Below are 23,331 nucleotides of genomic sequence, written 5' to 3'. Positions count from 1 at the left end.
CATAGGAAAGCCGTGCATAATGCCCGGATCGCTCCGGATGGCGGCACCCAGCGCGATGGGGTTGCCGGCTTGTTCCAGCGTAAGTTCTTGATTCCCAACGTTGCGTGGCAGCTTGATGCTGTCGGGGCCGCCGCTCCCCAGGCTATGGGTGGCAATTCATTGATCGAGGTGCGTAATGTCCCGCGTATGCCAAGTGTCCGGCAAGCGTGTGCAGACGGGTAACAACGTCTCCCACGCAAACAACAGAACCCGTCGTCGCTTCCTGCCCAACCTGCACGAGCGCCGTTTCTGGGTCGCCAGCGAAAACCGCTGGGTGAAGCTCCGTGTCTCCGCGCATGCATTGCGCACCATCGACAAGAACGGGATCGATGCCGTTCTGAAAGAGCTGCGTGCGCGCGGCGAAAAGGTCTGAGGAGTAAGCAGTCATGGCAAAAGGCAAGCGTGACAAGATTCGTATGATTTCCTCGGCCGCTACCGGCCACTTCTACACCACGGACAAGAACAAGAAGAACACTCCGGGGAAGATGGAAATGATGAAGTACGACCCGGTCGTGCGTAAGCACGTGATGTACAAGGAAGGCAAGATCAAGTAATCCATCGATTCCCCGATCTGCATCCAGGCAAACACCCGCCGCAAGGCGGGTGTTTGCGTTTAGGGAGCGTTGCGGGGGGCGCAACAATGGTTTAAATCCGCACACGTCCTGGGCCACTCCACCTCGGCGGACCGTATCCCCTCTCCTATGGGAGAGGGGTAGGGGTAAGGGTACGGGGCGAAGCCACTCGCAGTGGTTGGAGTACCAGAGGCTTCGCACGTACCCTCATCCGCCCCTGCGGGGCACCTTCTCCCCCATAAAGGAGGACAATGTCCCGATGGGAGAAGGGAACACCGCTACAACCCACGCGCACGCAATTGCGCGTCCAGGCGCGGGTACACCCGCCGCGCATTGCCTTCGAACACCTTGCGCTTGTCGGCGTCGGAGATCGCCAGTGCATCGATGTAGCGCTTGGTGTCGTCGAAGTAGTGCCCGGTCTGCGGGTCGATGCCGCGCACCGCGCCGACCATCTCCGAGCCGAACAGGATGTTGTCGATGTCGATGACTTCGAACAACAGGTCGATGCCGGGCTGGTGATAGACGCAGGTGTCGAAGAACACATTGCGCATCACATGCGTGGCCAACGGCGGCTTGCCCAGCATGTCGGCCAGGCCGCGAAAGCGGCCCCAGTGGTACGGCACCGCGCCACCGCCGTGCGGGATGATGAAGCGCAACGCGGGAAAGTCGGTAAACAGCTCGCCCTCCAGGAACTGCATGAAAGCGGTGGTGTCGGCGTTGAGGTAGTGCGCGCCGGTGGCGTGGAAATTGGCATTGCAGCTGCCCGAGACATGCACCATCGCCGGCACATCCAGCTCGACCATTTTTTCGAAGAACGGGTACCAGGCGCGATCGGTCAATGGCAGGCCAGTCCAGTGGCCGCCGGACGGGTCGGGATTGAGGTTGCAGCCGACAAACCCGAGCTCGCTGACGCAGCGTTCCAGCTCGGCGATCGAGTGTGCGATCGACACGCCCGGCGATTGCGGCAACTGGCAGACGCCGATAAAGGTGTGCGGATACAACTGCACCACCCGCGTGATCAGATCGTTGCAGTGACGCGTCCACACCTGGCTCACGGCGTCATTGCCGATGTGATGGGCCATGGTGCTGGCGCGTGGCGAAAAGATGGTCATGTCGGCGCCGCGCTCGCGCAGCAGGCGCAATTGGTGCTGCTCCACACTTTCGCGCAGCTGGTCGTCGGAGATCTGCGGATACACCGGCGTTGCCAGCCTTGAGTCGTTGTAGTGCGCAATCTGCGCCTTACGAAACGCATCGTGCGCGGCAGGCGCGGTGGTGTAGTGGCCGTGGCAGTCGATGATCATGGCAAGGCCCGTCGCGATGCGGAGAGAGGTGATGCTGCGCAGTCAAACGCCGGCGCACAGGGCTGGGTGGCGACGCTCACGCAAACAACTCACCATCGAACAGTTTGCGTGCGGTCCTGATGACCGCGGCGCGCACCACCGCGCCGTGTGCGTCGCACGCGATAAGGCAGCTGCTGATGCCGCTGGGGTGCTCCACCTCCACCTGCTGGGCGCTGCCGCCGGGCAACTGCGCCAGGGCATGTGCGGGCGAGCCGGGCAGCAGGCAGGCGGTGGCGACGCTGACTGCGCCCAGTACGCCGATGGACGCGTGGCAGCGGTGCGGAATGAACGAGCGCACGCTGATCGCACCACCGTTGCGCGGTGCGGCCACCAGCATCATCTTCGGCACCGTCGCAGCGCTGACATTGCCCAGTTGCATCAAGGGGCCCGCCTGCAACCGAATGGATTCCAGCCGCGCCTTGAGCGAGTCGTCCGCATCCAGCGTAGAGCGGTCCTCATAGCCGCTGATTCCCATGTCGCTGGCGCGCAGCACCACGCAGGGCATGCCATTGTCGATCAGGGTGAGCAGCACGCCATCGAGCGTGTCCACCGCGCGCCCGGTGGGCAGCAACGCGCCACAGGAGGAGCCGGCGATGTCGGCAAAGGCCAGTGCGACCGGGGCGGCGGTACCCGGTACGCCATCGATGCGGGTGTCGCCGCTGTAGCGCACCTGGCCGCCAGGCGTGCGCACGCTGGCGGTGGCCAGCGTGCCGGTGTTGCGCATGAAGATGCGCACGTCGGTGATGCCATCGCGCGCCGGCAGCAGGCCGCGCTCCAGCGCGAAGGGGCCAACACCGGCCAGCATGTTGCCGCAGTTCTGCGCATCGCTGACCTGTGCCCGGTCCACGGCCACCTGCAGGAACAGGTACTCCACGTCGGCATCGGCGCGCGTCGAACGCGACACCACTGCCACCTTGGAGGTCAGCGGGTCGGCGCCGCCCATGCCGTCGATCTGGCGCAGGTCCGGCGAGCCATAGGCGCGCAGCAGGAAGGCATCGCGCGCGGCGGCATCGCCGGGCAGATCCTCGGCCAGGAAGAAGCCGCCCTTGGAGGTGCCGCCGCGCATCCACATCGCGCGGACGCGTTCAGACATAGCGCAGGCCCTTGGCCGCCAGCCGCGCGCGCATGGCGTAGATGTCCAGGCCCAGTTCGCCGCGTGCCAGCCGCTCGCGCTTGAGCACCTCGCGCGCCTCGCGCGCCTGCGCTTCGGCCAGCACCTCGATGGCGCTGGTACGCGGCACCACGCACACGCCGTCGTCGTCGGCCACCACCACATCGCCGGGCTGGACCAGCTGCCCGGCGCAGACCAGTGGCACGTTGACCGAACCCAGCGTCTCCTTGATGGTTCCCTGTGCGCAGATGGCGCGGCTCCAGGCCGGGAACTGCATGGCGGTGAGGTCGCGCACATCGCGCACGCCGGCATCGATGATCAGCCCGCGGCAGCCACGTGCCTGCGCCGAGGTGGCGAGCAGATCGCCGAAGTAGCCGTCGCAGCAGTCGCTGGTGGGCGCCACCACCAGCACGTCGCCGGGCTGCAGCTGTTCGATGGCTACGTGCATCATCCAGTTGTCGCCGGGCGGTACCGACACCGTGACCGCGGTGCCGGCCACGCGGCAGCCGGCATAGATCGGGCGCAGCCGGTGGTGCAACAGTCCCGTGCGGCCCTGCGCCTCGTGCACCGTGGCCACGCCAGCCTGCGCCAGCCCGTCGACGATGGCGATGGGGGTGCGCGCGACCTGGGTGACGACCTGGCTCATCCATCCATCCTCGTTAGTGGTGCGCCGAGTCTGCGCGGCGAGAGTCAACGTACTCAAGATTCATTTGAGGTATGCGTATTGGTTTTGCTTATAGTTAGAGCATGCCGCCGCTACCGGAACCGAACCTTCGCCATCTTCACGCCCTGGCCGTCGTGCAGCGGCTGGGCAGCATCAGCGCGGCCGCGCCGCAGGTAAACCTGTCGCAGCCGGCCCTCACCCAGGCGGTGGCGCGTCTGGAACAGCAGCTGGGCGTGCGCCTGTTCGACCGGCAGCCGGGCGGGATGCTGGCCACCGAGGCCACTGGCCTGGTGGTGCCGCGAATCGAGCGCGCGCTGGCGCATCTTGGCCGCGGCATCCGGGTGGCGCGGCGCGCGTTGCGGTTGCCGATGCGCCCGGGTCTGGAGCGGCGGGTGTCGCTGGGGCAGTTGCATTCGCTGGTGGCGGTGGATGCGGCGGGCAGCTATTCGCTGGCGGCGGTGCAGCTGGGCGTGTCGCAGCCGGCGGTCTACCGCGCGGTGCAGTCCCTGGCCGATGTGATCGAAGTGCCGCTGACGGTGCGCCGCGGCAAGGCGGTGCAGCCCACGCCGATGGCCGAACGGCTGCTGCGGCAGGTGCGGCTGGCGCTGGCCGAGGTGCGCGCTGCGCTCGATGAAGTGGCAGCTCTGCGCTCGCAGCATGCCGGACGGGTGGTGGTGGGGGTGATGCCGCTGGCCCGCGCGATCCTGCTGCCGCAGGTGCTGGCACGCTTTGCGCGCGCGCACCCGGCCGCCAGCATCAGCGTGGTCGAAGGGCCGTATGCGGAATTGCTGGCGCATCTGCGCGACGGCGGGCTGGACCTGCTGATCGGCGCGCTGCGCGAGCGCCTGCCGGTGCGCGATGTGCTGCAGGAACCGCTGTTCGACGACGAACCGGTGATCGTGGCGCGCAGCGCCCACCCGCTGGCCGGGCAGCCGCACGGATTCGCGCAGTTGCTCGACTACCCGTGGGTGATCGCCGCTGCCGGCACGCCGGTGCGCGAGCGCTGGGAGCGCATGTTCCGCAACCGCCAGCTGGAGCCGCCGCCGCTGCGCATCGAATGCGGGGCCGAGCTCACCGTGCGCGGGCTGTTGCTGGAAGGCGACTGGCTGACCCTGATGTCGCGCGACCAGTTCCTGTTCGAACGCCGCGCCGGGCTGCTGTGCGAGATCGGCCGTGCCGGGCCGCAGTTGCGCCGACAGATCGGCATCACCTTGCGCAGCGACTGGCATCCCACCCGCGCGCAGAGCGCGTTCGTGCAAACGCTGCGGCAGGTCTGCGCCGAGCGTGTGCAACCGGCCGATGCGTACGGCGGTCCGTTTCGCCACTGCATCGTGCCGGCTGCAGAAGCATCTTTGCCTTCACGCCCGGCCGGGTCAGAATCGGCTTCCTCATGAGCACGGAGCGCCGATGCTGCCCGATGTGGTGACAGGCACCTGGCTGCTGGCGCTGGACTGGGCGATCCGCCTGGCCGCGCTGCTGTGGATTCCCACCCGCACCACGCCCGGGGCGGCGCGCAGCTGGCTGTTGCTGATCGGGTTCGTGCCGGTGGTGGGCTTGCCGCTGTACCTGCTGTTCGGCCACCCGTGGCTGTCGCGCCTGCGCGTGGAGCGCCAGGCCACCGCCTCGCAGGTGATCCGCGAACAACAGCTGCCGTTGCATGCATTGCGCTGGCCGCCGCCGGCCGACACCAGCAGTGCCGAAGTGGTGCCGTTGATCGAGCGGCAGGGCGACTTCATGCCGACCCTGGGCAATGCAGTGGAACTGCTCGACGACTACGCACACTCGCTGCAGGCCTTGATCACGGCAATCGACGCGGCGGAAAAACGCGTGCACCTGCTGTACTACCTGATGTTCGACGATGCCGTGGGCGATGCGGTGGTGGCAGCGCTGGAGCGTGCGCAGGCGCGCGGCGTGCGCTGCCGGGTGCTGCTGGATGCGGTGGGCGCCAAGCGCGGCCTGCGCCGCTATCGCAAGCGTCTGCTGGCCGGCGGCATCGAGGTGCTTTCGGTATTGCCCGGTGGCCTGCGCTGGCGCCGCAGCGGGCGCATGGACCTTCGCAATCACCGCAAGATCGCGGTGATCGACAATCAGGTGGGCTTTGTCGGGTCGCAGAATCTGGCCGAGGCCGGCTTCATCGATGGGGTGCCCAACCGCGAACTGGTGGCGCGCGTGCGCGGGCCGGTGGTCAATCACCTGGAAGCGGTGTTCGCCAGCGACTGGTTCACCGAAACCGGGCAGCGCCTGGATGTGTGGCCGGACGCACCGGTGTGCGAGGCCAATATCGCGACCCAGTTGCTGCCCAGCGGGCCGGCGTATCCGTTCGAGAACGCGCGCGATGCGATCAATGCGGTGATCCATCTGGCGCGGCGCAAGGTAGTGCTGGTCACGCCGTACTTCGTGCCAGACGAAGCCTTGCTCAGCGCGTTGCGCATCGCCGCGGTCTCGGGCGTGGATGTGCAGCTGATCCTGTCGGAGAGCAATAACCAGCGGCTGGCAGCCTGGGCGCAGGAGGCCTACTTCGACGAGCTGCTGCGCTACGGGGTGAAAATTGCGCTGTACCGCCCGCATTTTTTGCATGCCAAGCACCTGAGCATGGACGAGGACATCGCGCTGGTGGGCTCGATCAACCTGGATATCCGCTCGTTCGCACTCAATGCCGAGATCGGCATGCTCTGCTACGACCGTGGCGTGGTGCAGCGGCTGCGCCAGATCGAACAGGACTATCTGGCCAATGCACGCCAACTGCAGCTGGAGCAATGGCGCCGCCGCCCGCCCTGGCGGCGCAGCCGCGAGGGCATCGCGCGGCTGGCCGATGCGTTGATGTAGTGACGGCGCTTCAATCCAGGCGCATGACCTGGAAGACGTTTCCCTCGGGGTCGTGGCCGTCGTACAACTGGTGGGCAGAACCGGCGTAGCGTTCGAGTTCGCCTACCTGCACGCCGGCGCGCCGCAGGTGTTGCCGATGCGCGGACAGGTCCGAGACGATGGCGAACACGAACTTGAGGGATGGAGCCGGTTGCCGGTGCAGGCGACGCCGGCAGCTGCCGATAGGCTTCGCCCGCCATGTGCAGTGCCAGCTCGATCTGTCCCGCTGCGAGCACAACCCATTGGCCGGCGATCTGCTCGATGACCGGAAGTGCAAGTGGGTCTGATAGAACGCCTCGAGCGCAGCGACATCGCGGGCATAGACGATGAGCCGGACCAGGGCGGTGGACATCTGTGAACCTTCCGTAGTGCCATTCGATACGGCGATCGTACGCCTGCGATCCGGTGCAGGCATGCAGCGGGTCGGCAAGGCCTGCCCCGAGCGCATCGGAGGCCGGTGCTGCCATCGCCTACAATGCGCGCATGACTGAACTGCGTGAACCGGGCGAAGCGCTGATCGCCATCGTCGGCGGTGGCGCCTGCGGGGTGCTGGTGGCGCTGCACCTGCTGCGGCAGGCACGCACGCCGGTGCGGATCGAGCTGATCGAACCGCATCCGGTGCTGGGCGAGGGCGTGGCGTATTCCACCGCGCGCGCCGAGCACCTGCTCAACGTGCCGGCGGCGCGCATGAGTGCGCTGGTCGATGCGCCGCAGGACTTCGTTGCCTATCTGCGCGCGCATGCGTGTTACCCGGAGCTGGACGATGCGCCGCTGGCGCAGCACTTCGTGGGGCGGCGGCATTACGCGCCTTACCTGCGTGAGCGCCTGCAGGCTGCAGTTGCCGCCAGCCCGGCCAGCCTGCACGTGCGCAGCGCACGCGTGCAGCGGCTGCAGCCCACGGCGCAGGGCGCGCAGTTACAGCTGGACGATGGGCACACGCTGCAAGCCGATGCCGTGGTGCTGGCGGTGGGCAATGCGTTGCGGCCGCTACCGGTGCGCGGCGCCACCGGCCTGTCGCCAACCCAGCGCATGGAGGCCTGGGACACCGAGGCAGTGGCTGCGCTGGCGCCGGAGGCGGCGGTGTGCATCGTCGGTTCCGGCCTGAGCATGGCCGACACCGTGGTGACACTGGCTGCGCAGGCGCATCGCGGCGCGGTGCATGTGGTCTCGCGGCACGGTCTGTTGCCGTTGCCGCACGCGCATGGCGGCAGCGCCGACTTCGATCCGCACCCGCTGCTGGCACTGTCGCTACGCGCGCGCCTGCGCCGCCTGCGCCAGCTCGCGCGGGACGCGCTGGCACAGGGGCGGCCGTGGCAAAGCGTGATGGAACGGATCCGCCCGTTGAGCCAGGCGCTGTGGCAGACGCTGTCGGTGGACGATCAGCGCCGCTTTCTGCGTCATGTGGTGCGCTACTGGGACGTACATCGCCATCGCATTGCCGCGCCGGTGCATGCGCAGCTGCAGGCGATGCAGGCGCGCGGGCAACTGCAGCTGCACCGTGCGCGGCTGGATGTGGCGTTCGAGGTGGGCGCCTGCGTGCGGGTCGGTGCCGGGGCCGCCAGTGCCGGGCACGCGCTGCAGCTGGATGTGCAGACGCTGATCAATGCCACCGGCGTGGAGATGCGCGTGCAGGCGATGTGCAACCCCTTGTTGCAGCAGTTGCTGGGCCAGGGCATTGCGGTGGCCGGACCGCATGGCATCGGAGTGGACACTGCTCCCGACGGCCGCCTGATCGATGCCGATGGCCATGCCAACCCACGCGTGCGGGTGATCGGCAGCCTGCGCGTCGGCTCGCTGTGGGAGAGCCTGGCGGTGCCGGAACTGCGCGAGCAGGCTGCGGCGATTGCGCGGGATGTGTGTTGTTCTCTTCTCCCTCCGGGAGAAGGTGCCCCGTAGGGGCGGATGAGGGGTGCCGTAAAGAGTCACCAGTCTCTGCACTGATAAACGCGTCGCCACGCGCCTGCAGAGGTGACGCGACGACTGCTTTGCCCCGTACCCTCACCCCAACCCCCGCTCCGCGCCCCTGCCCGCGCTAGCAGCGCGGGCGCTCCAAGGGACGCGCGCCAATGGCGCGCAAGCGGTAGCGTCTCGCCCCGACGGGAGAGGGGCTTTAGGATCGCCGCGGCCTTCTTCCCAAACCCTTCATCGCAATCTCCGCCGCAGCGACGCCACAACCGGTAAAATACGCCGGTGGATGTCTCTCATTTGCTCGATCATCTGAACCCCGCCCAGCGCGAGGCCGTTTCCGCGCCGCCGGGGCATTACCTCGTGCTGGCCGGCGCCGGCTCCGGCAAGACGCGCGTGCTGATCCATCGCATCGCCTGGCTCAACGAAGTCCAGGGCGTGCCCAACCACGGCATCTTCGCGGTGACCTTCACCAACAAGGCCGCCGGCGAAATGCGCCACCGCACCGATCTGCAGCTGCGCAACGGCAGCCGCGGGATGTGGATCGGCACCTTCCATGGGTTGGCCCATCGCCTGCTGCGTCTGCATTGGCAGGACGCGCGGCTGCCGGAAGGTTTCCAGGTCATGGACAGCGACGACCAGCTGCGGCTGGTCAAACGCGTGGTGCAGTCGCTGGAGCTGGACGAAGGCAAGTACCCGCCCAAGCAACTGAGCTGGTGGATCAACGAACAGAAGGACGAAGGCCGCCGTCCGCGACATATCCAGCCCGAGCCCAACGACGACTGGACCGAAGTGCGCCGGCAGGTGTACGCCGCCTACCAGGAACGCTGCGACCGCTCCGGCCTGCTGGATTTCGCCGAGTTGCTGTTGCGCGCGCATGAGTTGCTGCGCGATACGCCAGCTTTGCTGGCGCACTACCGCGCGCGCTTCCGCGAAATTCTGGTGGACGAGTTCCAGGACACCAATGCCATCCAGTACGCCTTCGTGCGCGTGCTGGCCGGCGAATCGGGCAATGTGTTCGTGGTGGGCGACGACGACCAGGCCATCTACGGCTGGCGCGGCGCCAAGGTCGAGAACGTGCAGCGCTTCTTGAAGGATTTCCCCGGCGCGCAGACCGTGCGGCTGGAGCAGAACTATCGTTCCAGCGCCAATATCCTGGGCGCGGCCAATGCGGTGATCGCGCACAACCCGGACCGGATCGGCAAGCAGCTGTGGACCGACTCGGGCGATGGCGACCCGATCGATCTGTATGCGGCCTATAATGAAGTGGACGAAGCGCGCTATGTGGTCGAGCGCGCGCGCCAGTGGGTGCGCGATGGCGGCAGCTATGGCGAAGTGGCGGTGCTCTACCGCAGTAATGCGCAGTCGCGCGCGTTGGAAGAGGCGCTGATCTCCGAGCAGTTGCCGTACCGCGTGTATGGCGGCATGCGCTTTTTCGAGCGCGCCGAAATCAAGGACGCGCTGGCCTACCTGCGCCTGCTCACCAACCGCAGCGACGACGCCGCGTTCGAACGCGCGGTCAATACGCCCACCCGTGGTATCGGCGACCGCACGCTGGACGAAGTGCGCCGGCTGGCGCGCGCCAATGCGCTGTCGTTGTGGGAAGCGGCGATGCTGGCCACGCAGGAAAACAGCCTGGCCGCGCGCGCGCGCAACGCCCTGGCCGGCTTCCTGAGCCTGGTCGGCCAGCTGCATGCCGAAACCGGGCAGATGGAACTGGCCGAACGCATCGATCACGTATTGATGCGCTCGGGCCTGCGCGATCACTGGGCGAAAGAGAGCCGTGGTGGGCTGGATTCGGAATCGCGCACCGAGAACCTGGACGAACTGGTCTCGGTGGCCTCACGCTTCACCCGGCCGGACGATGAAGACAGCCAGGGCATGACCGAGCTGGTCGCGTTCCTGGCCTATGCCTCGCTGGAAGCCGGCGAAGGCCAGGCGCAGGCCGGCGAGGAGGGCGTGCAGCTGATGACGCTGCATTCGGCCAAGGGCCTGGAGTTCCCGATCGTGTTCCTGGTCGGGCTGGAAGATGGCCTGTTCCCGAGTGCGCGCTCGCTGGAAGAAACCGGCCGGCTGGAAGAAGAGCGCCGCCTGGCCTACGTGGGCATCACCCGCGCTCGGCAGAAACTGGTGCTGTGCTACGCCGAATCGCGGCGCATCCACGGCCAGGACAACTACAACGTGCCCTCGCGCTTCCTGCGCGAGATCCCGCGCGATCTGCTCAACGAAGTGCGCCCGAAGGTGCAGGTCTCGCGCACTGCATCGCTGGGCGCGGCACGTGGTGGCCCGGTGCACGGCATCGTGGAGACGGCGCCGATCAAGCTTGGCGCCAATGTCGAGCACCCAAAATTTGGAGGCGGCGTGGTCGTGGACTACGAAGGTGCCGGCGCGCATGCGCGGGTGCAGGTGCAGTTCGACGAAGTCGGTGCCAAGTGGCTGGTGATGGCCTATGCGAACCTGACGGTGGTGTAGTAGGCGGGCGGCTTCCAGTGGTGTGGTGCTGTCTTGAACGATGGCAATTGGTTGCGCTGGAACAGCCGCAGCGGTCCTCGCACTGGAGCGGGTAACGGTCCCATGGTGACGTGCTGCCAGCCGGCCGCTGAGAGCTCATGCCCTCCTCGTGCCCTCACCCCATCCCCTCTCCCGCAGGCGGGAGAGGGGATGGGGTGTGCGCCGGCGTGAGTTCCCATGCCGTTGAGACATCCGGGCTGGCAAACGCCCCGCTTGGCTCCCTTCCCCCGCCTGCGGGGGAAGGTGGCTGGCGGGCGGATGGGGGTAGTCGATCAGCTCATCCAGCACCTTTCGGCCATCGCCCGCGTTGCGGGGCACGAAGGCCGCCCGCGCGTGCTTGTGCCTCGATGACACCACTGCGACGCGACTGCAAGACCTGGACATTGGCTGTTGGTGGCATGCCAACCTGCCCAGACCCATTGGTGCATCGCTCGATGCATTCGCCGCTGCATCCGTGACACCCTGCAAGCAGACTTCACTACACGTAGGACGGGGAGCCATGCGGACGGAAAAGCAGAAGATGCTGGCAGGCGAACTGTACAGCGCCACCGACACGCAGCTGCAGGCCGATCAAGCCGCCGCGACCGAATGGATGCTGCGCTACAACGCGGCTGTGCTGCAAACGGCAGCACAGCGACATGCATTGTTGCAGGAGCGCCTGGCGGAGGTGGGCGACGGTGCGGTGATTCGTGCGCCGTTCCATTGCGATTATGGTTACAACATCCACCTGGCTGCCGGGGTGTTCCTCAACTTCAACTGCGTGATCCTGGATGTCTGCGAGGTGAGCATTGGCGACGGCACGCAGATCGGCCCCGGCGTGCAGATCTACGCTGCCGATCACCCGCGCGATGCCGCCGGGCGCGCCAGCGGCCTGGAATTCGGGCGGCCGATCCGCATCGGGCGCAATGTGTGGATCGGCGGCGGGGCGATCATCCTGCCGGGCGTGACCATCGGCGACGATGCGTTGATCGGCGCCGGTGCGGTTGTCACCCGCGATGTACCGGCAGGGGCGACCGCAGTCGGCAATCCGGCACGCCTGCGCGAGATGCGCCCGGACCCGGATGCGGTTGCCACCGATTGAGCGCCACGCGTTGCGAGTCGCGGTCTTCGTCGTCGGTCGCAGATGCGCTGCGCGGCGTGCATCATGGAAACAGTGACAGCGGGGAATGCGCTGGCAGCATCAACAACACCAACAGCCGCAGCGCAACTGCAACCTCTCCAGCATCCAGCCAGCACCAGCAACACAATCAAATCGGCAACATCGGCACCTTCACACCACCGCGCTCCCAACACAGCCAGCAACATCGCCGCACTGATCCGCATCAAGGCCCACTCCACCCGCACATGCCACCGTGCGTTCAAGTCCACCGGCGGCAATGCCATCCTTGCAGGAGGTCACCATGTACAAACGTATTCTCATCGCCATCGATGCATCCGAGCTGTCGCATCGAGGCCTGTTTCAAGGCCTGGAACTGGCCAAGGCCACCGGCGCCAAGGTCGATATCGTCACCGTGTCCGAGCCGTGGGCGATGGGCATGTACGATACGATGGGCTGGAGCGTCGGCTACGAGGCCAGCCCGGAATACCGCACCGAGCGCGAAGCGGCCGCTGAGAAAATCCTGCGCCCGGCGCTGGAACTGGCGGCAGCCGCCAACATCAAGGCGACCTCGCGACACGTGCTGGACCGTTTCGCGGCCGAAGGCATCGTGCAGACCGCCGAGGAATGCAAAAGCGACCTGATCATCATGACCTCGCATGGCCGCCGCGGCATGCGCCGCATGCTGCTCGGCAGCCAGACGGTGGAAGTGCTCACCCATAGCTCAATCCCGGTGCTGGTGATCCGCTGACACAGTGATCCTGCGGTGCCGCCGCGCGCGTCGCTTCGACGCGACCCACGCAGTCACCCAGGATCGCTCATCACCGGTGCGCACCCGGCGCGCGGTGGGATCTGCCGGCGTGGGCCATCGCATGTGCAGGCGCGCTTCAACGGAGCACACCCCGGCCGGCGCTCAGGCGTCCATCGGCTCCAGCTGCACCGCCGTGCTCTGCGCCGACCGTGCCAGGCGGCGCAGCGCTTCGGTATGTACCAGCGGCGCGCTATAGGTGCCCGGTACGCCACTGCGTAAAACGCTGGGCGCTGATTGCGGCACGTCCTGGCTCAGCTCGCGCATGAAACGCCACATCGGCATGTAATGGCCACGACGCGGTGTCGGTGCGTGCGGCTTGGCGCGGCACTGGCGGCGCCACTGCATCGGCGGCATGCCGAAACGCTGCTGGAAGGCGCGCTGGAACTGCCGCTCGGAGGCAAAGCCCATTTCATACAGCAGCCAGGTCAGGCTGCAGTCCGGGTAGGCCTGCAGATAGCGGTGCGCGGTGCACAGCCGCTGCTCGCGGATGTAGCTGGCCACGCCGCCACGCGACTGGAACAGCCGGTACAACGAGGCACGCGAGAGTGCGAATGCCTGTTGCAATGAGTCGGTGCCAAGCTCGGCCTCGCCAATGTGCTGCTCGATATAGGCCAGCAGATCGATCATCAACGGCGTCTGCGCGTCCACGGTCGCGCACGCCTGCGGAACGATGGCGCTGTAGTAACTGATGCTCATGCGGTGCTGCCTGCGGCCCACTCCCCGGGGCCTGTCCCTGGATCAACCGAAAAAAGCAGCGGCAACCCATCACGTGCCTTTCACGAGGTCGGCGATGCATCACGCATCGGAGCGATTGAGACGATTTGTCGGGTGGGCATTGAGTGCCATTCCTAGACTCGCCGCAGCGCTGAGAAAGCGTCATCGCGGGGCCTGCCGCTTCGGTCCGCGTGATGCGCGGCAGTTGCGGGATGGCCCGCAGCACCGGCGTCGCACGCAGGCTGCAGGCCATCCGCCGGGCCGGCGACATCCAAGCCACACGGTAGCCCCCGTGCCGAGCACGGGGGCGCAACGGGCAAGCTCAATCGGAGATCAGGCATGGCCAGCAGTCAGAAGTTCATCGCCCGTAACAGGGCGCCACGCGTGCAGATCGAATACGACGTGGAAGTCTACGGCGCGCAGAAGAAGGTGCAGATTCCGTTCGTGATGGGCGTGATGTCGGACCTGTCCGGCGCCAATGCCGGCGAGCTGCCGTCGCTGGACGAGCGCAAGGCGTTGGAGATCGATGTCGACAACTTCGACAGCCGGCTGCAGTCGATGCGCCCGCGTGCGCAATTCAAGGTGCCCAACACGCTCACCGGTGAAGGCGAGCTGGCGGTAGACATCACCTTCGAGAGCATGGACGACTTCTCGCCGGCCGCCATCGCGCGCAAGGTCGCGCCGTTGGCCAAGTTGCTGGAAGCGCGCACGCAACTGGCCAACCTGGACACCTATATGGATGGCAAGGCTGGCGCCGAGCAACTGATCGCCGACGCGATCCGTGACCCGGCCTTGCTGCAGTCGCTGGTGTCGGCGGCCAAGCCCGCTTCCGAGCCGGAAGGAGCCTGAGGCCATGTCCGCAACCGAAGCCGCACTGGCCAGCAGCAGCGCCGAAACGGCCGAGCAAGGCGATTTTGCCGCCCTGCTCACTCGCGAGTTCCGCCCCAAGAGCGAGCGCGCCAAGGAAGAAGTGGAAGCAGCGGTCCGCACGCTGGCCGAGCAGGTGCTCGCGCGCAGCGACGTGGTCGGCGAAGACGTCTCGCAGACCATCAAGGCCTACATCGCCGAGATCGACCGCACGCTCACCGAACAGCTCAACCAGATCCTGCATCACGCCGATCTGCAGCAGCTGGAAGGCGCCTGGCGCGGCCTGCATTACCTGGTCAATAACACCGAGACCGACCAGCAGCTCAAGATCCGCGTGCTGAACATCAGCAAGAAGGAACTGGGCAAGGTACTCAAGCGCTACAAGGGCACCGCCTGGGATCAGAGCCCGATCTTCAAGAAGGTCTACGAGCAGGAATACGGCCAGCTCGGTGGCGAACCGTATGGCTGCCTGGTCGGCGACTATTACTTCGACCAGAGCCCGCCGGATGTGGAGCTGCTCAATGGCATCGCGCAGGTGGCGGCCGCCGCGCATGCGCCCTTCATTGCCGCCGCCGCGCCCAAGCTGATGGGCATGGACAACTGGAACGAGCTGTCCAACCCGCGCGATCTGGCCAAGATCTTCTCCACGCCCGATTACGCGGCATGGCGCTCGCTGCGCGAATCGGAAGACTCCAAGTACATCGGCCTGGCGATGCCACGCACGCTCTCACGTCTGCCCTACGGCGCAGCCACCAGCCCGGTGGAAGAATTCGATTTCGAAGAAGAAACCACCGGCGCTGACTCGTCCAAGTACACCTGGCAGAACGCCGCCTACGCGATGGCGGTGAACATCAATCGCTCGTTCAAGCAGTACGGATGGTGCTCGCGCATTCGCGGCATTGAATCCGGCGGTGCGGTTGAAGGCCTGCCTGCGCATACCTTCCCCACCGACGACGGTGGCGTGGACATGAAGTGCCCTACCGAAGTGGCGATCACCGACCGCCGCTCGGCCGAGCTGGACAAGATGGGCCTGATGCCGTTGGTACATCGCAAGAACTCGGACATGGCCGCCTTCATCAGCGCGCAGTCCTTGAACAAGCCCGACGAATACGACGACCCGGATGCCACCGCCAACGCAGCGTTGGGTGCACGCCTGCCGTACATGTTCGCGTGCTGCCGGTTTGCGCATTACCTCAAGTGCATCGTGCGCGACAAGATCGGCAGCTTCAGTAGTCGCGAGCAAATGCAGAGTTGGCTAGGCAAATGGATCTTGAACTACGTGGACGGCGATCCAGCCAATTCAAGCGAGGAATACAAGGCCAGCCACCCGTTGGCTGCGGCCGAAGTGGTGGTGGATGAAGTGGAGGGAGCTCCGGGCTACTACACCTCCAAGTTCTTCCTGAAGCCGCATTACCAACTGGAAGGCTTGACCGTCTCTCTGCGGTTGGTTTCCCGGTTGCCATCTCAGGCCAAGGCCTGATTCCTGACACGATCCGTTAATTCTGCCCGGATCGTCCGACTTAATCCGTTCTTGTTGAGGAGTAATTCCATGGCGTTCGATATGCATATCAAGTTTAAGGGTGGTGGCGTGGCTATCGAAGGTAGCTCTGGCCACGCCAAGCACAAGGGTGAAATTCCCGTTCTCGCTTGGTCTTGGGGTGCTAGGGAAACTCTGAACAACTCCCCCTGATCCTGCGACAATCGCACAGAGGCACCAGGACGATGACGATGCAACTAACCTTCGGCGACGCGGAGTACAACAGCAAGCGCAAGCGGACGCGGCGTGAGGTGTTCTTGGCCGAGATGGACCAGGTCGTGCCGTGGAAGGGCCNCAATACCCCGAAAACATGCCGAAAACGGCAAAAAACCGGGGGGTTGAGCGCCCTCAGCGCGGCGGATGTGGCGTGTTTCGTTTTCCGGCTGCGTTGATCAGACCATCCCTAGCAATTCTGGCGATCTCCACAGCGTTGGCGGAACATCCGGTGGTGGCAAGGCACATGTGCAGGATATTTCGCTCACGAAATACGTGGACAAGAGTTCGAATGCGTTGCTGCAGGCCGCCTGTACCGGTGCGCGTCTGGAGGAAGCATGGCTTTACGTCACGAACGCCACTGGTGAGCAGACCGATTATGTGACGTTGCATTTATCCAATGGCGTGCTTGTTACCTCCGTATCGACAGGTGGATCAGGTGGTGAGGATTGGTTGACCGAGAACATCACCCTGCACTTTGGCAAGTTCCAATACAGCTTCCAGCCGCAAAAGCCTGACGGCTCCGCCGACGGCGCTCCCAAGCCGTTTGTTTACGACATGCAGCAGGTTGCCAAGGGTGGCTAACTGATGCACCACACAGCGAGCACGCCTGCAGCTTAGCCGTGCGCTGCTGTGTACGTGTTCTTGCGGTGCCGTGAACCGGCACCGCCCCCTTCTTCGATGAGGACACGCGCGATGGATGCCACCGCACACAGCCTGCTCGCCCGTGGCGAGCCGGCGCAGGCATTGCAGCAGCTGGTACAGCAGGTCCGCCGGCAACCGGCCGATGCCATGCAGCGCGTGTTCCTGTTCCAGCTGCTGGCGGTGCTGGGCCAATGGTCGCGCGCGGCAGATCAGTTGCGTGCCTGCGCTGAGCTGGACAGTGCCACCCAACCGCTGGTGCTCACCTACTTGAGCGTGCTGCAGGGCGAGCAGACGCGCGCACAGGTCTTCGCCGGCACCCAACTGCCGCACGTGATCGGCGAGCCGGTCGAGTGGTTGGCGCTGCATCTGCAGGCGCTGCGTCTGTCTGCGCAAGGCCATGGCGAGCAGGCCAATGCGCTGCGTGCGCAGGCCTTCGCGCTGGCTCCGGCCAGCGCAGGCGTGCTCGATGGCGAGCGTTTCGAATGGTTGGCGGATGCCGATGCGCGTTTCGGGCCGTGTATCGAACTCATGCTCGACAGCGGCTACGCCTGGGCACCGTTGCAGCAGATCCAGCAGCTGCGCTTCCAAGCGCCGGTGGACCTGCGCGATACCGTGTGGGCGCCGGTGAGCGTGCTGTGGCGCAACGGCGGGCAGGCGTTTGCGTACATGCCGGTGCGTTACCCGGGCAGCGAGCACCTGGATGCCGGCGAGCTGCAACTGGCACGCCGCACCGAATGGACGCAAGGCGCGCAAGGCGAGATCGGCCTGGGCCAGCGCATGTGGAGTACCGAATCGCGTGAGCTGGCGTTGCTGGACGTGCGCCACCTGCAGTTGGACCTGGGCTGAGCCACCATGGCCGAGCTCACCACCACCGAACGCCTGCAGCCTTCGCTGCTGGACCGGCTCACCGACACCGTGCCCAGTCAGCGCGAAGAGAGCCGCGAGCAACGCGTGATCTCGGCCACGCGCCTGCGCGAATGCGTGATCCGCGATCTGTCGTGGTTGTTGAATGCGGTGAACCTGGACACCAGCCGTCCGCTGGGCGCGTATCCGCAGGTGCAGTGTTCGGTGCTGAACTTCGGCATCCCCGACCTGGCCGGCGTGGCCGTCACCGGCATCGATGCGATGGCGCTGCAGCAGCGCATTCGCGAGGCCATCCTGGCCTTCGAACCACGGCTGATTCCCGACACATTGCGGGTGAGCGTGCATGCCGATGCCACGCACATGGACCGGCGCTCGCTGCTGTTCACCATCGAATCGGAGATGTGGGCGCAGCCGCTGCCGTTGAACCTGTATCTGAAGACCGCGCTGGATCTGGAAACCGGCCGGCTCGACGTCGTCCAAGGACATGGCTGACATGGACCCGCGCCTGCTCCCGTACTACAGCCGTGAATTACAGCACGTGCGCGACATGGGCGCCGAGTTTGCGCGCGAGTATCCCAAGATCGCCGGGCGGCTGGGGCTGGACGCGTTCGAATGCGCCGACCCGTACGTAGAGCGCCTGCTCGAAGGCTTCGCCTTCCTGGCCGCGCGCGTCCAGCTCAAGCTGGACGCGCAGTACCCGGTATTCACCCAGCACTTGCTGGAAATGGTCTACCCACATTACCTGGCGCCGCTGCCGTCGATGGCGGTGGTGCAGCTGCAGCCGGACTTGAAAGACAGTGGCCTGGCCGCCGGGGTGACGGTGCCGCGCCACAGCGCCTTGCGCAGCCTGATCGGCGCGGGCGACCGTACCGCCTGCGAGTTCCGTACGGCGCATGCAGTGACGCTGTGGCCGCTGCAAGTGGCCGAGGCCAAGTACCTGGACTCCCCGGCCGCGCTGGCAGCCGCCGGTATCGGCTTGCCGGCAGGGCGCACCGTGCGTGCAGGCATCCGCTTGCGCCTGGAGCTGGTGGGGGGCGCACAGGTGCAGGCGCTGGCGCTCGATCGCCTGCCGATCTTCCTCGCCGGTGCCGACGGCCTGCCCAAGCGGCTGTACGAACAACTGCATGCCGACACCAGCGCGGTGGTGGTGCGTGGCAACGCTTCCGGCGGAGGCAGCGTGGAGACCACGCTGGCCGCGCACACGCTGCGGATGTGCGGCTTCGATGACGCCGATGCGCTGATTCCCTACGATGGCCGTTCGTTCAGTGGCTATCGGCTGCTGCAGGAATACTTCGCCTGCCCAGAGCGCCTCCTGTTCGCCGAGTTCACCGGACTGCGCCCCGCGCTGCGCCGCCTACACGGCAGCAGTGTCGAGCTGGTAGTGCTGCTGGAGCGCAGCGTGCCCAGCCTGGCGGTAACGCTGAGCGCCGAACACATCAAGTTGTTCTGCACGCCGGCGATCAACCTGTTTCCGCGCCGCGCCGACCGCATCCATCTGCAGCCCGGTGCGCACGAGTACCACGTGCTGGCCGACCGCACCCGGCCGATGGATTTCGAGATTCATCACCTGGGCGAGGTGGAAGGCTTCGGCGACCGCCAGGAGCCGGAGCAGCGCTTTACCCCGTTCTACGGCGGCGACGCACGCAGCTGGCACGCGCGGCATGGCGCGTTCTACACCGTGCGCCGCGAACCGCGCGTGTTGTCGGCCCGGCAACGCCGCGATGGGGCGCGTTCCAGTTACGTGGGCAGCGAGGTGTTCGTCAGCCTGGTCGACGCCAATGACCAGACGCAGGCCAGCAGCCTGCGCCAACTTGGCTTGCAACTGTGGTGCAGCAACCGCGATCTGCCGTTGCATATGCCGGTGGGCAAGGGCGCAACCGACTTCACCATGGACAGCGGCTTACCGGTGCGCAGCGTGCGTTGCGTGGCCGGACCGACCAAGCCGCGTCCGGCGTTGTCCGATGGGCAGACCGCGTGGCGCCTGCTCAGCCAATTGCAGCTTAATTACCTGTCGCTGTTCGAAGATGGCCCCAATGGCGCGGCGGCGCTGCGCGAGATCCTCACGCTGTACTGCGACCCGTTCGATGCGTCCGCGCAGCGGCAGATCGAAGGCGTCAAACAGGTGACCGGTACGCCGATCGTGCGGCGCATTCCGGTACCCGGCCCGATCACCTTCGGCCGCGGCCTGGAGATCACGCTCACCTGCGAGGACGCGGCGTTCGAAGGTACCGGTGCATTTCTGCTGGCCTCGGTCCTGCGGCACTTCTTTGCGCGCTATGTCTCGGTGAACTCCTTCACCGAAACGGTCCTGCGCACCACCGAACGCAACGAGGTGGCCCGATGGCCAGCCCAGCCCGGCACGCGCCCGCGCCTGTGAGCGCGGCGGCTGCGGCGCTGGCCCAGGCGCTGCAGACCCGGCCACAGGATTTCAGCCCGTTCGCGGCCTTGCGCGCGATCGAGCGCTGCCATCCGCAGCATCCACGCCTCGGTGAATCCGCCCGCGCCGTGGACGATGCGGTGCGCCTGCGCCATACGCCGTCGCTGGCGTTCGCACCGCATGCACTGGACCGCTATACGCCAGCAAACGACGAGCAGCCCGCTGCGTTGTATGGAGTGTTTCTGGGCCTGTTCGGTCCCAATGCGCCATTGCCCTTGCATTTGACCGAGTACGCCATCGAGCGTGCGCAGCAAGCCAAGGACGGCACCTTTGCCGCGTTTGCCGATGTGTTCCATCACCGCATGCTCAGCCTGTTCTACCGCGCGTGGGCACAGGCGCAGCCCACCGTGCAGGCCGAGCGCGCAGCCTGCGATCAGTTCCGCGGCTGGCTGGATGCGCTGGTCGGCATCGCCAGCCCGCACCTGCGCGAGCGCGATGCATTGCCGGACGATGCGCGTCGGTACTACGCCGGTCGTCTGGGCGCATCCACGCGCACGCCCGAGGGCCTGCGCGCGCTGCTGCAGCAGTTGTTCGAGTGGCCGGTGCAGGTGCAGGAATTCATTGCCGAATGGATGCGGCTACCTGCCGACGCGCAGTTGAAGCTGGGCCTGGGCCCGCGCAACGCGCAGCTCGGCGTGGACAGCGTGGTCGGTGCACAGGTTCGCGGTGCGCAACAGCGCGTGCGTATCCGGCTGGGGCCATTGCCACGCATCGCGTTTCAACGCTTCCTGCCGGGCGGCCAAGCGCTGCGCCAGCTGACCGCCGCGGTGCGCAGCTATCTGGGCGACGAGTTCGGCTGGGAACTGCAGCTAGTGCTCAAGGCCGACCAGGTGCCCACCCCGCAGCTGGCGCGCAACAGCCGGCTGGGCCTGGATACCTGGATCGGCCGCCGCGCCTGGAGCATCGCCGACGCCGACGAGGTGCTGCTGCGCCCATCGGGCTGACGCGCACCGCTCTCCCTTTCGCTCACACGCAACGTACCGACTTCGAAGGACGCATCATGGCCGAGATCTCCCGCAGTGCCCTGTTCGGCAAGCTCAACCCGCTGGCGTATCGCGGCATCGAAAGCGCCACCGTGTTCTGCAAGCTGCGCGGCAACCCGTACGTGGAGCTGGTGCACTGGCTGCATCAGTTGCTGCAGCTGCAGGACTCGGACCTGCACCGCATCATCAAACACTTCCAGCTCAATCCCTCCACGCTGGCACGCGATGTCACCGCCGCACTGGATGGCCTGCCGCGTGGCTCTACCGCCGTCACCGATCTGTCGGCCAACGTCGAAGAAGCGGTGGAGCGCGGCTGGGTGTATGCCTCGCTCAGTTTTGGGCAGGCGCAGGTGCGCACCGGCTATCTGGTGGTCGGCATTCTGAGTGTGCGTGGTCTACGCAATGCATTGCTGGCGATTTCCAAGGAATTCGAAAAGCTAAAGCCTGCTGCGCTCAATGAGCACTTTGCGCAGATCGTGGCCGGTTCGCCGGAAGATGGCTTGTTGCCCAGCGATGGTTTCTCGCTCGGTCAAAGTGCTGCGCCTGGGGAGGCCAGCGGCGCCATTGCGCCCGCCGCACTCGGTAAGCAGGAGGCACTGAAGAAATTCACCACCGACCTCACCGCACAAGCGCGCGAGGGCAGGCTCGACCCCATCATCGGCCGCGATGACGAGATCCGCCAGGTGGTCGACATCCTGATGCGCCGCCGCCAGAACAACCCGATCCTGGTCGGCGAGGCCGGCGTCGGCAAGACCGCGGTGGTGGAAGGCTTCGCGCAGCGCATCGCCCGCGGCGATGTGCCACCCGCATTGAAGGACGTGCAGCTGCGCACGCTGGATGTGGGCCTGCTGCAGGCCGACGCCAGCATGAAGGGCGAGTTCGAACAGCGCCTGCGCGCAGTCATCGATGAAGTGCAGGCCAGCCCCAAGCCGATCATCTTGTTTGTGGATGAAACCCACACCCTGGTCGGCGCCGGTGGCGCGGCCGGCACCGGCGATGCCGCCAACCTGCTCAAGCCGGCACTGGCACGCGGCACGCTGCGCACCGTGGGTGCGACCACGTTTGCCGAGTACAAGAAGTACATCGAGAAAGATCCCGCGCTGACCCGCCGTTTCCAGGCCGTGCAGGTAGATGAGCCGGACGAGGCCAAGGCGGTGCGCATGATGCGCGGCGTCGCCTCGACGATGGAGCAGCACCACAGTGTGCAGATCCTGGACGAGGCGCTGGAAGCGGCAGTCAAGCTCAGCCACCGCTATATCCCCGCGCGCCAGCTGCCGGATAAATCGGTGAGCCTGCTCGACACCGCCTGCGCGCGCGTAGCGGTCAGCCTGCACGCCACCCCGGCCGAAGTGGACGACAGCCGCCGCCGGATCGAAGCGCTGGACACCGAACGCGCCATCATCGAACGCGAGCGGGCGATTGGCATCGTGGTGGAGGAGCGTGCTGCTGCGTGTGCCGGCTTGCTGGAAAGCGAGCACGGCCGCTTGCGTGATCTGGAGCAGCGCTGGGTTGGCGAGAAAGCATTGGTCGATGAACTGTTGTCGCTGCGCGCGCAACTGCGTAGCGGTAATGCACCGGTGGAAGGCACTGGCAGTGCGTTGGAAGCAGAGGCCGATGCCGACGCCGCACAGGCGGCGTCTGGCGACACCGCCGTGCTCGACGCACCGGTGCGGGTGGATCGCGACACGCTGCTGGCACGCCTGCAACTGGTGCAGGCCGAACTGGGCGCCCTCCAGGGCGAATCGCCCCTGATCCTGCCCACGGTCGACTATCAGGCGGTGGCCGCCGTGGTCGCCGACTGGACCGGCATCCCGGTCGGGCGCATGGCGCGCAACGAGATCGACACCGTCCTGCGCCTGCCCGAACTGCTGGCCAAGCGCGTGATCGGCCAGGACCACGCCATGGAGATGATTGCCAAGCGCATCCAGACCAGCCGCGCCGGCCTGGACAACCCGGACAAACCGATCGGCGTGTTCCTGCTCGCCGGCACTTCCGGCGTCGGCAAGACCGAAACCGCGCTCGCCCTGGCCGAAACTTTGTACGGCGGCGAGCAAAATCTGACCTGATTAGCCCTGACCATCAGCCGCCTGTCGCAGGATCTGCGCCGCGCTGGGTGGATGCTGCTGTCACCTGAAGCCAACGAGGTGGCGTGATGAG

17 protein-coding genes and 5 pseudogenes are annotated in these 23,331 nt (G+C 66.3%); 17 read left to right on the top strand and 5 right to left on the bottom strand.

Features of this window, described 5'->3' with window-relative positions; translation table 11 throughout:
- The first annotated feature begins 175 nt into the window (after nucleotides 1-175).
- Both rpmB and rpmG read left to right on the top strand, forming a co-directional pair.
- Nucleotides 176-412: a 50S ribosomal protein L28 gene (rpmB, locus tag XCSCFBP4642_RS0100255; RefSeq protein WP_002809459.1), complete on the top strand. Its 237-nt coding sequence runs from the start codon at nucleotides 176-178 to the stop codon at nucleotides 410-412.
- Nucleotides 413-425: 13 nt separating this feature from the next.
- The gene (gene rpmG, locus XCSCFBP4642_RS0100250) at nucleotides 426-593 is read left to right on the top strand and encodes a 50S ribosomal protein L33 (RefSeq protein WP_002809462.1); all 168 of its coding nucleotides are present in this window, start codon (nucleotides 426-428) and stop codon (nucleotides 591-593) included.
- A gap of 296 nt (nucleotides 594-889) precedes the next feature.
- On the opposite strand, the gene XCSCFBP4642_RS0100245 is transcribed toward rpmG, so the two are convergent.
- The 3 genes from XCSCFBP4642_RS0100245 to XCSCFBP4642_RS0100235 all read right to left on the bottom strand — a co-directional run bounded on the left by XCSCFBP4642_RS0100245 (nucleotide 890) and on the right by XCSCFBP4642_RS0100235 (nucleotide 3,708).
- A complete protein-coding gene (locus tag XCSCFBP4642_RS0100245; protein WP_029218023.1) occupies nucleotides 890-1,912 on the bottom strand; it encodes an amidohydrolase family protein in 1,023 nt (340 codons plus the stop codon).
- A gap of 76 nt (nucleotides 1,913-1,988) precedes the next feature.
- Complete coding sequence (locus tag XCSCFBP4642_RS0100240; RefSeq protein ID WP_029218022.1) at nucleotides 1,989-3,044, bottom strand: 4-oxalomesaconate tautomerase; 1,056 nt, start codon at nucleotides 3,042-3,044, stop codon at nucleotides 1,989-1,991.
- On the bottom strand, nucleotides 3,037-3,708 hold the full coding sequence (locus XCSCFBP4642_RS0100235; protein WP_029218021.1) for a 4-carboxy-4-hydroxy-2-oxoadipate aldolase/oxaloacetate decarboxylase: 672 nt from the start codon (nucleotides 3,706-3,708) through the stop codon (nucleotides 3,037-3,039). Before XCSCFBP4642_RS0100235 ends, XCSCFBP4642_RS0100240 begins: the two co-directional genes overlap by 8 nt.
- Before the next feature lie 101 nt (nucleotides 3,709-3,809).
- Here XCSCFBP4642_RS0100235 and XCSCFBP4642_RS0100230 point away from each other — a divergent pair, with 101 nt between their 5' ends.
- Nucleotides 3,810-5,120 carry a LysR family transcriptional regulator gene (locus tag XCSCFBP4642_RS0100230; RefSeq protein WP_029218020.1) on the top strand — a complete coding sequence of 437 codons (1,311 nt, stop codon included), beginning with the start codon at nucleotides 3,810-3,812 and terminating at the stop codon, nucleotides 5,118-5,120.
- Between the two features lie 13 nt (nucleotides 5,121-5,133).
- A complete protein-coding gene (gene cls, locus XCSCFBP4642_RS0100225; protein ID WP_029218019.1) occupies nucleotides 5,134-6,552 on the top strand; it encodes a cardiolipin synthase in 1,419 nt (472 codons plus the stop codon).
- A 10-nt stretch (nucleotides 6,553-6,562) separates the two neighbouring features.
- On the opposite strand, the pseudogene XCSCFBP4642_RS23590 reads toward cls, so the two are convergent.
- Nucleotides 6,563-6,943: pseudogene (locus XCSCFBP4642_RS23590) on the bottom strand (VOC family protein).
- 131 nt (nucleotides 6,944-7,074) lie between these two features.
- Between XCSCFBP4642_RS23590 and XCSCFBP4642_RS0100215 the strand changes: the two are divergent.
- The 4 genes from XCSCFBP4642_RS0100215 (at nucleotide 7,075) to XCSCFBP4642_RS0100200 (ending at nucleotide 12,854) form a co-directional block, all read left to right on the top strand.
- Nucleotides 7,075-8,487, top strand: a complete 1,413-nt coding sequence (locus XCSCFBP4642_RS0100215) for an FAD/NAD(P)-binding protein (RefSeq protein ID WP_029218018.1) — start codon at nucleotides 7,075-7,077, stop codon at nucleotides 8,485-8,487.
- Nucleotides 8,488-8,781: 294 nt separating this feature from the next.
- Entirely contained in the window at nucleotides 8,782-10,968 is a 2,187-nt protein-coding gene (gene uvrD / locus XCSCFBP4642_RS0100210) for a DNA helicase II (protein WP_029218017.1), read from the top strand.
- Nucleotides 10,969-11,506: 538 nt separating this feature from the next.
- Complete coding sequence (locus XCSCFBP4642_RS0100205) at nucleotides 11,507-12,088, top strand: sugar O-acetyltransferase (protein WP_029218016.1); 582 nt, start codon at nucleotides 11,507-11,509, stop codon at nucleotides 12,086-12,088.
- A 319-nt stretch (nucleotides 12,089-12,407) separates the two neighbouring features.
- The gene (locus XCSCFBP4642_RS0100200) at nucleotides 12,408-12,854 is read left to right on the top strand and encodes a universal stress protein (protein WP_029218015.1); all 447 of its coding nucleotides are present in this window, start codon (nucleotides 12,408-12,410) and stop codon (nucleotides 12,852-12,854) included.
- 162 nt (nucleotides 12,855-13,016) lie between these two features.
- On the opposite strand, the pseudogene tagK reads toward XCSCFBP4642_RS0100200, so the two are convergent.
- Nucleotides 13,017-13,675 (bottom strand): annotated as a pseudogene (gene tagK, locus XCSCFBP4642_RS23585) (transcriptional regulator TagK).
- Between the two features lie 292 nt (nucleotides 13,676-13,967).
- Between tagK and tssB the strand changes: the two are divergent.
- The 9 genes and pseudogenes from tssB to XCSCFBP4642_RS23570 all read left to right on the top strand — a co-directional run.
- Nucleotides 13,968-14,477, top strand: coding sequence for a type VI secretion system contractile sheath small subunit (gene tssB, locus XCSCFBP4642_RS0100185; RefSeq protein WP_029218014.1), 510 nt, complete (start codon nucleotides 13,968-13,970; stop codon nucleotides 14,475-14,477).
- Between the two features lie 4 nt (nucleotides 14,478-14,481).
- Nucleotides 14,482-15,975, top strand: a complete 1,494-nt coding sequence (gene tssC, locus XCSCFBP4642_RS0100180) for a type VI secretion system contractile sheath large subunit (protein ID WP_029218013.1) — start codon at nucleotides 14,482-14,484, stop codon at nucleotides 15,973-15,975.
- Between the two features lie 248 nt (nucleotides 15,976-16,223).
- A pseudogene (locus XCSCFBP4642_RS27970) lies at nucleotides 16,224-16,325 on the top strand (IS5/IS1182 family transposase); the annotation flags it as partial.
- Nucleotides 16,326-16,437: 112 nt separating this feature from the next.
- A pseudogene (locus tag XCSCFBP4642_RS23575) lies at nucleotides 16,438-16,830 on the top strand (Hcp family type VI secretion system effector); the annotation flags it as partial.
- Between the two features lie 111 nt (nucleotides 16,831-16,941).
- Nucleotides 16,942-17,736 carry a type VI secretion system accessory protein TagJ gene (locus tag XCSCFBP4642_RS0100170; RefSeq protein ID WP_029218012.1) on the top strand — a complete coding sequence of 265 codons (795 nt, stop codon included), beginning with the start codon at nucleotides 16,942-16,944 and terminating at the stop codon, nucleotides 17,734-17,736.
- Between the two features lie 6 nt (nucleotides 17,737-17,742).
- Nucleotides 17,743-18,246: a type VI secretion system baseplate subunit TssE gene (gene tssE / locus XCSCFBP4642_RS0100165; RefSeq protein ID WP_029218011.1), complete on the top strand. Its 504-nt coding sequence runs from the start codon at nucleotides 17,743-17,745 to the stop codon at nucleotides 18,244-18,246.
- A gap of 1 nt (nucleotide 18,247) precedes the next feature.
- The gene (gene tssF / locus XCSCFBP4642_RS0100160; RefSeq protein WP_029218010.1) at nucleotides 18,248-20,131 is read left to right on the top strand and encodes a type VI secretion system baseplate subunit TssF; all 1,884 of its coding nucleotides are present in this window, start codon (nucleotides 18,248-18,250) and stop codon (nucleotides 20,129-20,131) included.
- The gene (tssG, locus tag XCSCFBP4642_RS0100155; RefSeq protein WP_029218009.1) at nucleotides 20,095-21,135 is read left to right on the top strand and encodes a type VI secretion system baseplate subunit TssG; all 1,041 of its coding nucleotides are present in this window, start codon (nucleotides 20,095-20,097) and stop codon (nucleotides 21,133-21,135) included. The genes tssF and tssG overlap by 37 nt, the downstream gene beginning before the upstream one ends.
- A gap of 56 nt (nucleotides 21,136-21,191) precedes the next feature.
- A pseudogene (locus tag XCSCFBP4642_RS23570) lies at nucleotides 21,192-23,234 on the top strand (AAA family ATPase); the annotation flags it as partial.
- Between the last annotated feature and the right edge of the window lie 97 nt (nucleotides 23,235-23,331).

The organism is Xanthomonas cassavae CFBP 4642 (assembly GCF_000454545.1).
In the GTDB taxonomy this organism is placed as follows: domain Bacteria; phylum Pseudomonadota; class Gammaproteobacteria; order Xanthomonadales; family Xanthomonadaceae; genus Xanthomonas; species Xanthomonas cassavae.
This window is presented reverse-complemented; position numbering and strand designations above follow the sequence as displayed.

Excerpts from the sequence above, each read along its gene's own strand:
- tssE (WP_029218011.1), top strand. The coding sequence starts at position 17,743 with ATGGCCGAGCTCACCACCACCGAACGCCTGCAGCCTTCGCTGCTGGAC.
- cls (WP_029218019.1), top strand. The coding sequence starts at position 5,134 with ATGCTGCCCGATGTGGTGACAGGCACCTGGCTGCTGGCGCTGGACTGG.
- rpmB (WP_002809459.1), top strand. The coding sequence starts at position 176 with ATGTCCCGCGTATGCCAAGTGTCCGGCAAGCGTGTGCAGACGGGTAAC.
- XCSCFBP4642_RS0100215 (WP_029218018.1), top strand. The coding sequence starts at position 7,075 with ATGACTGAACTGCGTGAACCGGGCGAAGCGCTGATCGCCATCGTCGGC.
- XCSCFBP4642_RS0100170 (WP_029218012.1), top strand. The coding sequence starts at position 16,942 with ATGGATGCCACCGCACACAGCCTGCTCGCCCGTGGCGAGCCGGCGCAG.
- tssB (WP_029218014.1), top strand. The coding sequence starts at position 13,968 with ATGGCCAGCAGTCAGAAGTTCATCGCCCGTAACAGGGCGCCACGCGTG.
- XCSCFBP4642_RS0100245 (WP_029218023.1), bottom strand. The coding sequence starts at position 1,912 with ATGATCATCGACTGCCACGGCCACTACACCACCGCGCCTGCCGCGCAC.
- XCSCFBP4642_RS0100240 (WP_029218022.1), bottom strand. The coding sequence starts at position 3,044 with ATGTCTGAACGCGTCCGCGCGATGTGGATGCGCGGCGGCACCTCCAAG.
- XCSCFBP4642_RS0100200 (WP_029218015.1), top strand. The coding sequence starts at position 12,408 with ATGTACAAACGTATTCTCATCGCCATCGATGCATCCGAGCTGTCGCAT.
- XCSCFBP4642_RS0100205 (WP_029218016.1), top strand. The coding sequence starts at position 11,507 with ATGCGGACGGAAAAGCAGAAGATGCTGGCAGGCGAACTGTACAGCGCC.
- rpmG (WP_002809462.1), top strand. The coding sequence starts at position 426 with ATGGCAAAAGGCAAGCGTGACAAGATTCGTATGATTTCCTCGGCCGCT.
- tssF (WP_029218010.1), top strand. The coding sequence starts at position 18,248 with ATGGACCCGCGCCTGCTCCCGTACTACAGCCGTGAATTACAGCACGTG.
- tssC (WP_029218013.1), top strand. The coding sequence starts at position 14,482 with ATGTCCGCAACCGAAGCCGCACTGGCCAGCAGCAGCGCCGAAACGGCC.
- XCSCFBP4642_RS0100235 (WP_029218021.1), bottom strand. The coding sequence starts at position 3,708 with ATGAGCCAGGTCGTCACCCAGGTCGCGCGCACCCCCATCGCCATCGTC.
- XCSCFBP4642_RS0100230 (WP_029218020.1), top strand. The coding sequence starts at position 3,810 with ATGCCGCCGCTACCGGAACCGAACCTTCGCCATCTTCACGCCCTGGCC.
- tssG (WP_029218009.1), top strand. The coding sequence starts at position 20,095 with ATGGCCAGCCCAGCCCGGCACGCGCCCGCGCCTGTGAGCGCGGCGGCT.